General features: G+C 48.2%; 14 protein-coding genes. All 14 read right to left on the bottom strand.

From position 1 onward, the window contains the following. Positions 1-395: 395 nt before the first annotated feature. The 14 genes from MHB54_RS06800 to MHB54_RS06865 are packed head-to-tail and all read right to left on the bottom strand — an operon-like array spanning position 396 to position 14,944. Positions 396-1,724 carry a UDP-glucose dehydrogenase family protein gene (locus MHB54_RS06800; protein ID WP_340981481.1) on the bottom strand — a complete coding sequence of 443 codons (1,329 nt, stop codon included), beginning with the start codon at positions 1,722-1,724 and terminating at the stop codon, positions 396-398. A gap of 5 nt (positions 1,725-1,729) precedes the next feature. Continuing rightward, on the bottom strand, positions 1,730-2,830 hold the full coding sequence (locus MHB54_RS06805; protein ID WP_023987424.1) for a glycosyltransferase: 1,101 nt from the start codon (positions 2,828-2,830) through the stop codon (positions 1,730-1,732). Positions 2,831-2,858: 28 nt separating this feature from the next. Beyond that, entirely contained in the window at positions 2,859-4,007 is a 1,149-nt protein-coding gene (locus MHB54_RS06810) for a glycosyltransferase family 4 protein (RefSeq protein WP_028543108.1), read from the bottom strand. Continuing rightward, positions 4,004-5,191 (bottom strand): glycosyltransferase family 4 protein, encoded by a 1,188-nt coding sequence (locus MHB54_RS06815; protein WP_023987422.1) that lies wholly within the window; start codon positions 5,189-5,191, stop codon positions 4,004-4,006. The genes MHB54_RS06810 and MHB54_RS06815 overlap by 4 nt, the downstream gene beginning before the upstream one ends. Next, positions 5,178-6,017 carry a glycosyltransferase family 2 protein gene (locus MHB54_RS06820; protein ID WP_023987421.1) on the bottom strand — a complete coding sequence of 280 codons (840 nt, stop codon included), beginning with the start codon at positions 6,015-6,017 and terminating at the stop codon, positions 5,178-5,180. Before MHB54_RS06820 ends, MHB54_RS06815 begins: the two co-directional genes overlap by 14 nt. A gap of 22 nt (positions 6,018-6,039) precedes the next feature. Continuing rightward, entirely contained in the window at positions 6,040-7,419 is a 1,380-nt protein-coding gene (locus tag MHB54_RS06825; RefSeq protein WP_013309157.1) for a lipopolysaccharide biosynthesis protein, read from the bottom strand. 5 nt (positions 7,420-7,424) lie between these two features. Beyond that, the gene (locus tag MHB54_RS06830) at positions 7,425-8,867 is read right to left on the bottom strand and encodes an O-antigen ligase family protein (protein WP_340981482.1); all 1,443 of its coding nucleotides are present in this window, start codon (positions 8,865-8,867) and stop codon (positions 7,425-7,427) included. A gap of 5 nt (positions 8,868-8,872) precedes the next feature. Next, positions 8,873-9,643, bottom strand: a complete 771-nt coding sequence (locus MHB54_RS06835) for a WecB/TagA/CpsF family glycosyltransferase (protein WP_013309155.1) — start codon at positions 9,641-9,643, stop codon at positions 8,873-8,875. Between the two features lie 4 nt (positions 9,644-9,647). Continuing rightward, entirely contained in the window at positions 9,648-10,985 is a 1,338-nt protein-coding gene (locus tag MHB54_RS06840; protein WP_023987419.1) for an O-antigen ligase family protein, read from the bottom strand. 10 nt (positions 10,986-10,995) lie between these two features. Beyond that, positions 10,996-11,931, bottom strand: a complete 936-nt coding sequence (locus MHB54_RS06845; protein WP_076295008.1) for a glycosyltransferase — start codon at positions 11,929-11,931, stop codon at positions 10,996-10,998. Further along, positions 11,931-12,629, bottom strand: a complete 699-nt coding sequence (locus MHB54_RS06850; RefSeq protein ID WP_013309152.1) for a sugar transferase — start codon at positions 12,627-12,629, stop codon at positions 11,931-11,933. Before MHB54_RS06850 ends, MHB54_RS06845 begins: the two co-directional genes overlap by 1 nt. Before the next feature lie 16 nt (positions 12,630-12,645). Then, positions 12,646-13,539: a UTP--glucose-1-phosphate uridylyltransferase GalU gene (galU, locus tag MHB54_RS06855; RefSeq protein WP_013309151.1), complete on the bottom strand. Its 894-nt coding sequence runs from the start codon at positions 13,537-13,539 to the stop codon at positions 12,646-12,648. Between the two features lie 39 nt (positions 13,540-13,578). Further along, entirely contained in the window at positions 13,579-14,217 is a 639-nt protein-coding gene (locus tag MHB54_RS06860; RefSeq protein ID WP_013309150.1) for a CpsD/CapB family tyrosine-protein kinase, read from the bottom strand. Continuing rightward, positions 14,201-14,944, bottom strand: coding sequence for a YveK family protein (locus MHB54_RS06865; protein WP_023987416.1), 744 nt, complete (start codon positions 14,942-14,944; stop codon positions 14,201-14,203). The genes MHB54_RS06860 and MHB54_RS06865 overlap by 17 nt, the downstream gene beginning before the upstream one ends. Positions 14,945-15,063: the final 119 nt, after the last annotated feature.

Raw genomic sequence — 15,063 nt, forward strand, 5'->3', positions numbered from 1 at the left:
TGTAAGACGTTCGAGAACTCAGAGCTTGCCCGCTGTGCTTGCAAGCTTCAAGTAATCGAGGTTTCGTAACGCCTTGCCGAGATTGCCTTCGGCAACCGCAATGGCATACTTGATCGGAAGGAGCGGCTTCAACCGTGCCGCTCCTTCTGATCTGCCCTTCTACTCCCCCCATAAGGTGGGAGTTTAAAAATTGTGACTCCACGGCGAAAAGCAGCGGAGCGGGCAGAATTGTTCTGAAGAAGCGTCAGCGTTTGCCTTTATCCCCGGATTTTAACCTTTGAATGTTTTATATAATCCAGAAAATCCGGGGGTAACAGCAATCGGAAGAACAATCTGCACGCGCAGCGCCTTCAGCGCCTCCAACACCGCCACAGTCACTTTTTAATCTGTCACGTTTAAACTTCCACCTTATCCCGATTCCACCCACTCATCCGCGGACGACCCACGGAATAGTATTCCAGCCCGGAGCCTTGGATCTGTTCCTCACCGAATACGTTACGGCCGTCAATGAGAACCGGCTTGCGCAAAATGGAGGCCAGTTGTACGAGGTCGACTTTTTTGAACTCTTCCCAATCGGTCAACAGGCACACAGCGTCGCTACCTTCAGCAGCTTGCTGTGGGGATGAGCACCACACAATATTCGGGTGATCCACGCGCTCCTTGAATTTATCCATCGCAATGGGATCATACAGTTTGACAATAGCGCCTGCCTGAATGAGCGTTTCTACGATTTCCAGTGCTGGAGCTTCGCGGATGTCATCTGTATTGGGCTTGAAGGCGAGGCCCCAAATGCCAATCGACACACCGTTCAGTTGACCCAGCGATTCGCGCAGCTTGGATACAATCATAAAGCGCTGATCGGTATTCACCTCGACCACCGATTTCAATAACTTAAATTCATAGTCTACATTACCTGCAATTTGGATAAGCGCATTTGTGTCTTTTGGAAAGCAAGAGCCACCATACCCGATCCCTGCTTGTAGGAAAGAGGAGCCAATCCGTTTGTCCATACCCATACCGTCAGCCACACAGGTTACATCGGCGCCAACCTTTTCGCAAATATTAGCGATCTCGTTAATGAACGAAATTTTAGTTGCCAGAAACGCATTGGACGCGTATTTGATCATTTCAGCACTACGGATATCCGTTACATAGATTTTATCCGTGAACACCTGATGCAGAGTGACCATAGTTTCACGCAATCCTGTATTGTCCAAACCAATAATGATGCGATCCGGATAAAGCGTATCATTGATGGCTGAGCCTTCTCTCAGGAACTCCGGCGCTGAGACGATATCGAAAGACAAACTCGTGTGACGAGCCAACACGTCCTTAATCTTTTCGTTCGTTCCGACAGGTACAGTACTCTTGGTCATAATAATCTTATACCCGTTCATGGCTTTCCCAACATCAGCGGCCGCCTGTTCAATGTATGACAAATTCGCCTCGCCGTTAGCCAGAGAAGGCGTACCTACCGCCAAAATTACGATATCCGAGCGGCGTACTGCATCGGCCAAATCCGAGGTGAACTCCAACCGGCCCGCTTCCAGATTCAACGCGATCAATTCCTCAATACCCGGTTCATAAATCGGAGATTCTGCCCGGTTCAACATGTCGATTTTGTGCTGCTCCAGATCGACACAAATCACCTCATTACCTTTTTGCGCAAAACATACACCCGAGACGAGCCCAACGTATCCAGTACCGATTACAGCCAGCTTCATTCCGTTCATCCTCCTTTTAGAAAGTTCACATAGGCTTGTTCTACATACTTTTTTAATTGATCCTTGAAGTTTTCTTCATCAAATTTGCGCGCATGGGTAATGATATCGTCCACATTCCATGCATGTTGCTCAACCTTTTCGACGGCCTCCAGCACATCCTCTACTTGATGCTTGCGGAAAAATACGCCGTTCACATGAGGAACAATCGTATCCAGCGCTCCCCCACCCTGAAAAGCGATGACAGGCCGTCCAGCCGCATTCGCCTCCAAAGGCGTAATACCGAAGTCCTCTTCACCCGGAAAAACGAGCGCTCGGCATTCTGCCATCAGCTTGTTAACCTCTTCATCCTCAAGCCTGCCGAGGAACTCAATGTTCGGGGCAGCCATACCTTCGAGTCGTTTACGGTCCGGTCCTTCACCCACAATGCGCAGCTTGAGACCGTTACGTTTGAATGCTTCGATCGCGAGATCAATGCGCTTGTAGGACACCAATCGGGATACGATCAGGTAATAGTCACCGATGTTTGTAGCGCGTTTAAAACGGGATGTATTAATAGGTGGGAAAATCACATCCGAATCCCTTTGGTAATAGTGCAAAATTCTTCGTTTAACAACCGAAGAGTTGGCAACAAACTGGTCTACGTTGCGAGAAGTTTTGGCATCCCATGTTTTCAACCGGTTCATGTACAGCTTGAGCATGTTTTTGAGCAGGTTGGATTTGGACTGCCGGGCCATATATGTATCGTAATCCCAGGCAAACCGCATCGGTGTGTGACAATAACAAATGTGAAACGTATGTTTGGGTACCTGGATGCTTTTCATAAATGCACTGCTGGAGCTTAAAACAATGTCGAAATCCCTAAAATCAAAATCACGTATAGCAATGGGATACAGCGGCAGCACTCCTTTGAAGTTGTCCTTCACCCCTGGGACTTTTTGTAGCCAAGTGGCTCTAATATCCGCATCCTTCAAGTTACGCGACAGGCGGTCGTCGCTGAACACCGTTGTGAAGATAGGAGCCTCCGGATACATATCGTGGAATACCTCTACTACCCTTTCCGCTCCGCCCATTTGGATTAAGTAATCGTGTGCTATCGCTATTTTCATCTGAATCATCCTTTAACGCGAATGTCGGTCAGACTCCTGCCAACAAACCCTTATAGTAATGAACTATATCCTTAACTGTGTTCTCGATGACAAAATGCTTTTTGACCCGTTCCATCCCTCTCTCACCCATCTGCTGACGTTCTTGTGGATGCTCCAACATCCAGCGGATGGCTTCTTCCAGCTTAGCCGGATCACCCGGTTCAATAAGCAGCCCGGTTTCATGGGGTACCACCGTTTCCTTGGGTCCACCCTCATTGGAAGCAATCACTGGGAGACCCGCAGCCATGCCTTCAATAATGACCTGACCGAATGGTTCTGGTGTAATAGAGGTATGAATCAGCAAATCACAACGCTGCATCAGGCCTTGAATGTCATCGACGTGTCCCAGCAGATTGACGTTAGCCAACCCGTATTCGCGCATCGTGGACTCTAATCGTTGCTTGTATTCCTCTTCTCCGAACAACGCATCTCCAGCCAGCCAGAATTTCACGCGCTGATCCGGTAAAAAGGAGCGTGCCGCTTCCAGTAAAATATGCTGTCCCTTCCATTCCGCCAATCTGCCGACCAATACGACGTTAAACGAGTCATCACCACGTGAATCCGCAGCCGTGTCACGTGCTGTAATTGCTTTGGCAAAAGCAGAGTAAACGACGAGCGTCTTTTTGTCCGGGGGTAACTCCAACGCACTCAGCGTGGATTTGGAATTTGCAATCACTCCGTTGGGCAAAAAGCGGGACATCAGCCGAATCCCTTTGGCCACAATCGGCTTCAGATACGGCGGACCGATGTGGTCACGGATATGCCAGATCAAGGGCAGCTTCGCCGATTTGGCGGCTACTGTACCATACAGTGCAGACTTGAGCGAGTTCGTGTGAACGCACACGACCTTTTCCTCACGCAGCAAGGGCGCAAGTTTTCTACCGTAAGCCAGCAAACGAAAAGCTGCTGCAGGCGCACCTAGATTCACGGCATTCCGTCCCCGATTGCGAATCGAATCGTCCAATGGAACGATGCGCACATCAATATCACGCTGCCGAAGCCGATCTGCTAAATCGCCCTCCTCTGCCAAAATAACGAGCGGGTCGATATGTTCCCCGATATTCGTCAGTATGTTATACAAAGCGACTTCGCCGCCGCTCCATCTTGCCGTATGGTCAATATAAGCTACTCTCATCATTTCGCCGCCGCCTTTCTATCAAGGACCTGTCGGAACACCTCTTCCACCTGCTCCGCTACATGTCCCCATGTATATCTGCTCAGGACATGGTCCCGGCATTCCCTTGCATTCGGTAGAAGTTCACGATGATCCAGCACACGCAGCAACCCTTCAGCAATGGCTTCACTATCCGTTCCCTTGAACAAAAGCTCGGGACGGAATCCTCTTAAAATCTCCTTATTGCCACCCACAGGAGTCGCCAGCACCGGCAGTCCCGAGGCCATCGCCTCCACTGTGATCAGACCGAAACCTTCCAGTGCCTGTGTAGGTACAACGAACAAATTCGATGCTTGGTGGTACAGTGGAAGCTCCTCATCTGACACATAACCGAGCAGCCTTACATGGTTATGAAGATTGTATTCCGCCACCTTGGAAGCCAATTCCTCCATCAAGGGGCCCTTCCCTCCAATCAGCAACACATGATCAGGATGACGCTCGGTTACTCGTCGCCATGCTTCCAGTAGCTGTAGCAGTCCCATTCGATTAACAAGACGACGAACGGTGAGCACAATCGTCGCATTTTGCGGCAAATTCAGGCGCTTCCGCACCGCTTCTTGATCCTCTGCCGGGTGGAACCTTTCTACATTCGCCGCACCAGGAATAACATGAATTTTGCTGAGTGGAACCTTATAGTGCTCATGCAAAATATCCCGAAAGGTTTCGCTTAGCACTATAAATTTATCCGCCAATCCGTAGGCCTTCATTTCAATGGATTTAGCCAACGTCGTTTTTAGCAAATGCTTGATGCCCTGTCCTTCAATCTTCATTTCCTCCGTCCACGGTCCGTGAAAGGTGGTAACTACCGGAATTCCTCTTTTTTTCGCCTCCAGCGCCGGTCCGACACCATAGGGAGCAAAATGGGAATACAGTACATCCGTCGGTTGCTTGTCAAACAGCTCTGCTGCATATTTTTGCATTAGCTCTCGACGCTTCCACATGGATTGCTGCTTGCTGCCAATCGAATGAATCCGAATACGGTCGGGCGCCTGCGGCTGCTCGTCACTACAGATTAGAGCATCCAGCGTATTGCGCTCTAACGTAAGCTGCTCACAGATGGATTTGAAATATGTGTTGAGGCCTCCTGGCTGCAAGGACGGCCAGCTAAGCCCCGTTGCCGCAATACGAAATCCGTTATTGTACGACATAGCTGGTTTCTCCTTTCTGCTCGGTATGTCCGTCATCCACGATTTCTATCTTTTTTCGCCGCTTGGTTAGCTCATAATGCTTGAAGCAGACGAGAAACTCATACATCACCCAGAATACTGCTACGGCAAAACCCGCCAATCCCTTGCGGTATAAGCCTTGGACAAAATACTTCTGCACAAAGCGGGCAGGAGGCCGCCACAACAGTCTGGTAATCCGAAAGGATCTTCCTTTGTTAAATGCCGTCTCTGCTTCCAGATCTGTATATTTGTTAAAACGGGTCATATGATCACTGATGCTGCGGAAGCCGTAGTGCCATAACACGCCCTCCAGATTGACAATCTGGGAAGAGGCTACATCCGGCATTTCATGAACAAGACTATTCGTAATGCCATAAATACGCCGATTGTACAAACGAACCAGGTATTCGCCTTTGTTCATCCATTTGCCGAGAAAATCTCCAATCCGGAATACGGAATATGCTTTGGCCGGATCGTGGAGCGTTTCCTTTACTTTCAACAAGTCTCCAAGCAACTCTGCATCCACTACTTCGTCCGTATCAATCAGGAATATCCAATCAAATTCCGCTTTTTCAACACCAAACATGCGCTGTTTGGCATAACCGGGCCACGGGTTGGAAAACACCCGACAGCCCAAGGATTCAGCTACCTGAATCGTATTGTCCTTGCTCCCTCCGTCAATGACGACGATATCGTCCGCAAAGGGCTTGCAGGATTTAATGGCGGCTGTGATTCGAGTGCCATCATCCTGAGCGATAATAACTACGGATATCCGGTTGTCCGCGGGAACGCTAGACATGTGGTTCATTAGCGGGTGCCTCCTTCTTTATCTAACCGTTAACTGGCTTTTTCCGGATGTAGTGTGACATCGTTGATCGGAGCCATTGAAAATCTTGTTTGGAAATAAGCAGTCTTGGAATCTTCATTTTTAGAACGAATTTAACATTACATAAAATGAAAATGAACCGTAGAATCCCCGAAGACAGCATTGCTATCCCTGCACCCGTCAATCCATATTTCGGTACGAGTATGGACAGCAATGGAATGACGAGCGCCAATCCGACACCCTGTAGAATGGTAACCAGTTTGGGCTTACCCAACGCCATAAATTGTTGTGCCAGCACCATGGTTCCCCCACTGATAGCAACCTCAAGCACCAGGAACCGGAATACCGTAAGCGCTTGTTTAAACTCTTGACCATATAACAATGTAAATACGAACGGAGCAATCAGCATCAGCATCACCGCAGCCAGAAAGGTTGCCGTTGATGTCACTCGAAATGCCCGAAATGTTATGGCCACCGCCTCTTCCTTATTCAGACCGGAGGCTTTGGGAAACAGCACGACAATGATCGAGGTAGAAAATACATTCACCATCCTGGCCAAGCTGACCGCTACTGCATATAAACCGAGATCAGCGGGTCTGAGCAGACCCGCAATCAAAATCTGATCAATATAAGTGGAAACCTGCCCCATGAGATCATTTCCGTATGAACCCATACCGTAGGTAAAGAGATTTTTAAATTGCGTCCAGCTGTTCTTTACCTTTGGTTTGTACAGCCGAATCATTCGTATCGTGACACCAATATAAATCGGCAAGCCCGGCAGTAAATAGGCCAATGCCGAGGTGTACGGATTCATATTTCCGGTTAAGATCAGAATCGCCAGACCCAGCAGTGTACTTAGCGGTACCAGATACCGGAATAAATTGTACTGCTTATATTCCGAGCGAACTTGAAGCAATGCATTATTGATCTGTGAAATCGCTATGAGCGGACACATCATCATGGAGCACTGCGCGAAAAGTATGACCGATGAAGAAAAAGAGCGCAGCCAATAAGGAATTAGAAAAACTCCGACGAGTGTCGCCAAGCCCCCGAACATGGTAGCCAGCAGCAAGGCCAGACCATACAGCTTGCCCGTTTCCTCCGGTTTCCTTTTCGCATTGTAAATTAATGCAGATGGGACACCGAAGCTCATGCAGAAGGCGAGAAATTGGGACCAGTTCACCATCGCTGTCTGTTCCCCGCGTCCAGTAGGACCCAGGAATCGTGCCGTTAGCACACCAGTCAGCATATTCACGACGAGAATCAGCATACTGAATATCATCGTTTTTACTGCTGCAGAGCTGTTATCCTTGCTTTTGGCAAACCGAATCACCGTGGACCATAGTGTCCGGACAGGTGCGGATAATGCTTGTAAGTTTTGCACAGCCTTTACCTTCTTTCCGCGATGACATCTTTTGCCCATAGTCCTATCCCGATCATCATCCAGATCAGATAGCCGCGCATACCGGGGAAACCATTATCTGATATGAGACTGGCTACAGCTCCGGCCCACGTAGCCAACGCCAGTCTGATATAAGGCTGACTGGCATCTCGTGCGGCAATACGGGCGAGAAGGCGCTTGATGATAACGAAGAGACCACCGAAGAAAAAGAATGCCCCGAAAATACCGAAGGTGAGGAAAATGGCGATATATCCATTATCCATAATCCCAAGTTCGCCGAGATCGCCGCCGTTATCAAGCTTGGTTCCGATTCCTACACTCCCAATCCCCTGCCCGACCGGATTGCCAGCAATCGCCGGAAGCATCGTATGCAGTAAATCCAAACGTTCATTGTACGAATGATCCTGCTGAATATCCGTCAGCGTCTGCATGCGAGCCACCAAACCTTCTGCCCCTGGAAGTTTTGGAACAATGATGTAGAGAAGAAGGCCAACTATAGCTAGTTGAAACAAGGTTTTCCACTTTCCCTTGGAAGATGAACTGAGAATGTAAGCCAGTAACATGACGAATGCAATTAGCCAGGCTGAACGTACCAGCGTGATTAAGAGACAAACGACCGTCAGCAGGATTCCGATCCATCCCAAAGTGCCACGCCAACGTTTTTCCATTAGCATGGGTACAAGTGCCATCGCCAGGAAAATAGCGCAGGGACCAGGCGAGTTCATGGAAGAAAATACTCTGATTTGAAGTGGTTCTGGAACACCAATGGAATTCATTTCTACATGATTCATCCAAAATGCATCCCACGGAGGCACCGTCAAGTACTGGATAATGCCGTAAATTGCCACAAGAACAGCAATGTTGGCATATGAATACAGCAGTCGGTCCAGCTCCTTCGCCTTCATGGGCTTAATCGCAAGATAAGGCAACAGGATCAAAGGAACCACATAATTGGCTAAATCATAAGCAAAAACAATACCATTTTTGAATAACCCGACCACACTTCCGTAGGCCAATTCTATGCCGAAAAATACAGCAATTCGGGTCAAGGGTTTTTCGGCCTGATGAATGCCCCGCAACACAGGAATAATCAACATACTGCTTACCAGCAGCGGTGCCACGCTCAACAAGGAAACCGAGTGATATGTTCCCTCCATCCAATCCGCAATGCGGCGGATTTCCGGGCCTACTGCCCACACTGCCAGTGTGTAAGGAATCAGTAGCCGCGATTGCAAGATCGCCAGCAGGAAGGCCGGAAAAACGAGCGCCAGCAATATGGCTCCCTGCTGGCTCATGGTGGGATTCATCTTGGCGCTGACAAATCCGATGGCGAGTGGCAACATACAAGCCATCAACCCCATGCCGATCATGCTGATTCCACGCCGATTTCCTAGCCGAACGGAAATCTGCTGATCTGCCAACCGACTCATGTTTCTCACCCCTGACCTCCCTTCATCCGCTTCCGCTTGAACATCTCCTTAAACAGCAGAACGAGAAATTGGGAATCCTCAATCAAATATCTTTTCCACAATCGTTTAGGCTCCTGAGACAACCTCCAGAACCATTCAAATCCCGTCTTCTGCATCAGCTCCGGTGCTCTTTTCACATTTCCCGACAGGAAATCAAAGGTCGCTCCCACCCCAATCGAAATCGGAGCGCGGTAAGTCTCGTAATATCTGTAAATCCATTTTTCCTGTTTAGGGGCGCCCACACCTACAAAAACGATGTCCGGGCGAGCCTCTTGAAGCAATTGGACAATGTGCCTATTCTCCTCCTCGTTTTTCTCAAAGCCATAAGAAGGAGAGTAACAGCCCACCACATTCATGTTCGGATAAGATTCCTGGAGATTGAGCATAGCCTTCTCAGGAATACCGTCAGCTGCACCCAGAAAAAATAAACGATAGCCTCGATCCTCAAAAGCCTCTCCCAACCGAGTGAACAAATCTGACCCGGAGACCTTTTGTTTGAGGGGTTTTTTCAGTAACTTGGACGCCCATATGATAGGCATCCCATCGGCCACTACAGCTCCGGCATCCGAATACACCTTGCGGAATTCATCATCCTTGCGAAGCTTGATCACATGATCGACATTACAGGTCAAAATGTAGGAATGACGCTGATGTTCAATAGAGGTATCTATAAATTCGAGTAGATCATTAAAATCGTAATTATCAAAGTTGACATCGAACATGTTCACTCTGCTCATCGTATCACTTCTCTTTGCGAAAATCGGTTTGAGTAGATGTCTGGTATAACGCGTTCAAATACCAGCAAAATGGAATAATCATCTGAACCGTCGACAACGTATTATCTGAAAACGAGTAGATCAGAAAGCCTGCAATTAAGCTTACAAAATAAGGTTTGATAGACTTGGCAAGCGACCGGTAAATGAGAGCGAACACGATCAGCAATGAAAGCATTAATAGCCCGCAACCGATATATCCCGTGTCAAAATAAAAGCGTATATACTCGTTATGCGGTACAACAAAGCCATTGAATAATGTCCCATCGTTCGCGACCGTTACCGCGCCAAGACCTCTCCCTGACCAAGGGTAATCATGTACTCTGTTCAAAAAATATTCCCATGCCTCCGAGCGTCCCGACAGGTCAATGCCTGTATCGGTCTCCCGTTCGAAGGAGCGTTTTTTTAAATTGTTCCATTGCAGGGCCACCGCCCCCAGAGCAACCAAAAACGATCCGGCCAGCGGTAGCAAATAATTGACTTTCCCCTTGAGGTACTGACGGGCAATATCAAACAGATACACAGCAAACATTAATAACAATGCCAGAATCGGTCCACGTGTACCGGTGGCGATCAGAATCAGAAAGTTCAGTGCCAACACAGTGTAATAAAATGCGGCTTGCTTGGGTTTACGCTTGACCTCAATTAGAGAGACAGCAATTCCGAGAAAGGAGAGCATTGCCAGATGCGGCGGTATATTCGCTCCTTGTACTCTGACTGCGCCCGTAAATTCTACATCCGTAAACGAATGCAGCCCTAGAACCTGCAAACCCAGTCCAATGACCACACTAATAATGGGCAACAAACTGATCAGTCGGATATGCTTTTCTGCCACATCCTTTTTCCACTGGATCAGTAAAAAAAAGAAAGGGAGTGATAAACCGACGAACGCCTTGACGGCAATCGAGGTCGTTAACAAAGGCAGCCATGCTGAAAATCCAAATGTAATCCCCAGCATGATCACCAATGCCCAGACCGGATAGCTGAACTTGAGACGTATGCCATACACGAGCATACACGGCACCAGCAGAGCCAAAATGCCCAATTTGTACAATGACAAAATCTCAATACCGAACACGCCACCCTGATACAGAGAATCGACTGAGACTGCTGTACTTAGCAAAACAGCGTAGCTGATGCGCTCCGGATGATGTATGGAAACAGCCAGCAAGAGCAGTAAACATACCGCCGCAATACTGACCACCGGCTGATAGGTAGCCGCAATTCCTACAGCAAGAGCGCCCAGTAGAAAAATAAAAACATGCTGTATGGTGTTTATTCTAGTAGTCCAAGGATAGTTACTCATGTTCCATCTTTCACCCCGCAGCTGACTCGCTTTTCCGGTTGCGCAGTGTATCCAGCGTCCCACGGATACTTTCAAGCCTGCACCGGTTCAACAGCTTCCTGCCCTCACTACGTGCCAGCAGGGAATCCACAGTGATGTATAACACTTTGGCTGCCGTCTTCGCCATCAGCATCGCGTTGCCACGCAGACCTACGGCCTGAGCAGCGTTAGACATGCCCTGACAATAGTAGCGGTTCATGATCCATTCTTTCGTTAACCGTGAAGACGGCACAAAATGTTCCACAGACATGTGTGGATGATACATAATCGTTCCACCATTTTTACGGATTTGCTCAAATACCCACGATTCTTCACCTGATAGAAGGATATCTCCCTTTCTGCCTAGATGAAGCGGGAACATAACGGCGGCAAAAGCCGTTTTGCGCATCGCCATATTCGCTCCAAATGGATTCAGTCCAGACGGATATTCACGAACGGCTTTGCCCAGATCAATAATCGTGTAAGGCAGTTCAAGCGGGCCTGTTAGCCAACCCGGTCGTTCCGTCTCAAACATAGGGTCAATTTTCCCACCCATAGCCGTCAGCTCAGGATTGCTCCCGAATGCTGACATAATCGTTTGCAACCATGTAACACACGGAATTGCATCATCATCGAGAAAAGCAATGACTTCCGCTCTTGATAACGTAATGCCTGCATTGCGAGCAGCAGACAGTCCTTGTTCGCGCTCATAATGATATCGGAGATGGATATTCTGACCATGGGCGACGGTGAACCTTTTGATCGTCGCTGCTGTATGATCGGTGGATCGGTTATCGACCACAATGATCTCAGCCAGTGCAAGGTCTTCCAGCTCCAGCAGGGACATTAACGTTTTCTCCAGCAGGTCCGCCCGGTTATAGGTGCAAATAACGACGGACACTGCGGGACATCGCTTGAATGCATCCATCAGTAAGCATCCTTGGAGAACAGCATTTTAACGCCAGTTTTCATGATGATTTTCAAATCGAGCCACGTATTGCGAACATGAATATACTTCAAATCCATTTGCACCATTTCTTCGAAGCCTACACTGTTACGTGCGCTCACCTGCCAGTAACCCGTACATCCCGGTGTTACAATCAGGCGTTGCTTATCATAATCGGAATATTGCTCGACCTCGCTGGGCAACGGCGGACGCGGACCGACTAAGGTCATGTCGCCAACCAACACGTTCCACAACTGCGGAATCTCATCAATACTCGTCTTGCGCAGAAAACTGCCAATTTTCGTGATCCGAGGATCGTTTTTAATTTTAAACATGGCGCCGCTCACTTCATTCAGCTCCATCAAGTCCTTTTTCAGTTCCTCTGCATTGGACACCATTGAACGGAATTTATACATATCGAATAACTTCTCATTCTTGCCCACCCGAGTTTGCTTGAAAAACACGCTTCCCTTTGGGTCTTCGAGCTTAATCAAAACGCCTACCACTACAAAAAGCGGAAGCAAGACGATCAAGCCCACGAACGACAGCAGCATATCAAGGAGGCGTTTTGTGACCAGGTAGGACGTTTTATCCTGAATTTGTGTATTTCCGTATGGCATGTAAAACGCTTTACCTGACATGACAGCCTCGCCGTCCTCCGGTAAATTTTCCATGCTCATGCTGACGTACCCCCTCTCAACCTGCCGTGGTTGCTTTCTCGGTCTTTTTCAACCATTCATTCATGGCCTCCATAACCGGATACTTCAAATCATCGCTGGCAAGTGCAAATTCAAGTGTGGTTAGAATATATCCAAGACGTTCACCTACGTCATAGCGTGTGCCTTCAAAATCATAGGCGTACACACGCTCACTCTGATTCAGCTTTTGGATCGCATCCGTCAACTGAATTTCGCCGCCAGCTCCTTTTTCTTGAAGATCAAGATATTTGAAAATCTTCGGCGAGAACACGTAGCGACCCATAATAGCCAAATCGGATGGCGCTGTGCCTGGAGCCGGTTTTTCTATAAAATTATTCACTCGGTACAAGCGTCCGTCCTGCTGATCCGGTTCAATGATGCCGTACCGGTTCGTAAATTCCTGCGGTACCCGCTGCACACCGATAACCGAATTTTGAGTTTCCTCATACTGATCCATCAGCTGGCGCAGGCAAGGTTTTTGACCTGTTACGATATCATCGCCCAGCAGCACACCAAACGGCTCGTCCCCGATAAAGCGTCTTGCGCACCATACCGCATGTCCAAGACCTTTGGGTTCTTTTTGGCGAATGTAGTGAATTTCCACTCCTGAAGAACGCTGTACTTCCTCCAGAAGCTTCAGCTTACCGTCCTCGAGCAGTTTGGATTCTAGCTCAAATGCGTTGTCAAAGTGATCCTCAATGGCACGTTTGCCTTTACCCGTAACGATAATAATGTCCTCAATACCAGAAGCAATCGCTTCTTCCACGATATATTGAATCGTAGGCTTATTGATAATTGGAAGCATTTCCTTAGGCATCGCTTTTGTGGCAGGGAGGAAGCGCGTACCTAACCCTGCTGCTGGAATAATGGCCTTTTTCACTCTTTTCGTCATCGCACTCATTCTCCTTGCTTCATCGAATTTTGGTGTTGCTTACTTCACCTGATTCATCACAATTCCAACCAGCGTCGCACTGGCCTGCTCCATGAGTTGCTTTGTTTTGCGTAGATCTTCCCGTTTGGTACGACCATGTCTAGCAACGAGAATCACACCATCCGTCAAGCCTGCAATCAAGCGAGCATCCGTATAATTCAACGCCGGAGCCGAATCAAGCAAGATGATGTCATATTCACGTTTGAGCTCTTCCAGCAGCTCAGCCATACGTTCGCTACCGAGCAGATCTGCTGCGTTGTACAGGGTGTCTCCACCGGGAACAACCGATAGCTCCAGCCCACCATGCCTAACGATAGACTTGGAAGAAGCCCCACCGCGCAAATAAGCCGATAGACCTCCGGTATTCTCCATTCCGAATATCTCGTGCAGCGCTGGTTTATGCAGATTGCAATCCACCAGAGCCACCTTCTTGCCTTCTTGTGCAAAGGAAACTCCGATGTTGGCGAGCAGTGTAGTTTTACCCGCTCCGCTTTCCGGCGAGGTCAACAATAGAACCGTTCCACGGTCCTTTTGCCCAATCACCTGCTGCCGGATGTATGTACGGAGGGATCGAAATGATTCCGAGATATACGATGATGGATTACTTTCTGTAATCAACATGTCATTCAATCGCAGCATATTTACGCTCCCCTACCCGTTCTTTGGAATTTCCGGCTGCTCCATCGACGTCTTTCTTGCGAATGACTGGAATCGATGCGATTACCGGAATGCCGATGTCCGCGTCCGCTTCTTTCTCCGAGCGCAGCGTGCCGTTAATGCTTTCCAGGAACACAATCGTGCCCAATGCAATCATCAGCGATACGAGAAAACTAATCGCAATATTCATGAGCGGGTTCCCATTAATCGGGTCAGGATTGGCCTGAGGGTCCGCTTCATTTAAAATTTTCACATTATTCAATTCCATCAATCCCGGAACTGTCTGTACGAATTTCTGGGTTACCGCGTTTACAACCGCTGCGGCCTGTGGATAGCTCCCTGCCTCAAACGTCAAACCGATAACCTGACTTTTATCCGAGGATTTAATCTGCAGCTTCTCTGCCAACTTCTGCTGCGTCAAACCGAACTCGGGATGAGCCGCTACAACAGCGTCCATAATTTTAGGTGAAGTGAGAATTTGCTTGTAGCTTTCCACCAAATTAAGACTTGTGTTGACGTCGTTCAGATTGTTACTCCCCTGCTTGGCGGAAATATGATTAACCAGCAGTTGGCTTGAAGCGGAATAGACTGGCTTCACAACATTGTCGCTCACAAAGTATGTTGTTACACATGAGAGAATGACAAAAATTGCGATCAGCCACAATCTTCTTTTGATCAGGACTAGATAATCCAAAATGGTTTTCTCCACAAAAATCCTCCCTCCTATACAATTTCTCTTCATATTTAAGTATGACTTTATTGTAACAATTGGCTCTGTGAACGACATGGAACCGAATGGCACTTTCTCCCTCACTATGGGGGGAGGGA

Origin of the sequence: Paenibacillus sp. FSL M7-0802, from assembly GCF_038004945.1 — a bacterium.
Classification (GTDB): Bacteria; Bacillota; Bacilli; order Paenibacillales; family Paenibacillaceae; genus Paenibacillus; species Paenibacillus polymyxa_B.

Bases quoted from the DNA above. Each gene is read 5' to 3' on its own strand.
- MHB54_RS06800 (WP_340981481.1), bottom strand. From the start codon at position 1,724: ATGAAGCTGGCTGTAATCGGTACTGGATACGTTGGGCTCGTCTCGGGT.
- MHB54_RS06805 (WP_023987424.1), bottom strand. From the start codon at position 2,830: ATGAAAATAGCGATAGCACACGATTACTTAATCCAAATGGGCGGAGCG.
- MHB54_RS06810 (WP_028543108.1), bottom strand. From the start codon at position 4,007: ATGATGAGAGTAGCTTATATTGACCATACGGCAAGATGGAGCGGCGGC.
- MHB54_RS06815 (WP_023987422.1), bottom strand. From the start codon at position 5,191: ATGTCGTACAATAACGGATTTCGTATTGCGGCAACGGGGCTTAGCTGG.
- MHB54_RS06820 (WP_023987421.1), bottom strand. From the start codon at position 6,017: ATGAACCACATGTCTAGCGTTCCCGCGGACAACCGGATATCCGTAGTT.
- MHB54_RS06830 (WP_340981482.1), bottom strand. From the start codon at position 8,867: ATGAGTCGGTTGGCAGATCAGCAGATTTCCGTTCGGCTAGGAAATCGG.
- MHB54_RS06835 (WP_013309155.1), bottom strand. From the start codon at position 9,643: ATGAGCAGAGTGAACATGTTCGATGTCAACTTTGATAATTACGATTTT.
- MHB54_RS06840 (WP_023987419.1), bottom strand. From the start codon at position 10,985: ATGAGTAACTATCCTTGGACTACTAGAATAAACACCATACAGCATGTT.
- MHB54_RS06845 (WP_076295008.1), bottom strand. From the start codon at position 11,931: ATGGATGCATTCAAGCGATGTCCCGCAGTGTCCGTCGTTATTTGCACC.
- MHB54_RS06850 (WP_013309152.1), bottom strand. From the start codon at position 12,629: ATGAGCATGGAAAATTTACCGGAGGACGGCGAGGCTGTCATGTCAGGT.
- galU (WP_013309151.1), bottom strand. From the start codon at position 13,539: ATGACGAAAAGAGTGAAAAAGGCCATTATTCCAGCAGCAGGGTTAGGT.
- MHB54_RS06860 (WP_013309150.1), bottom strand. From the start codon at position 14,217: ATGCTGCGATTGAATGACATGTTGATTACAGAAAGTAATCCATCATCG.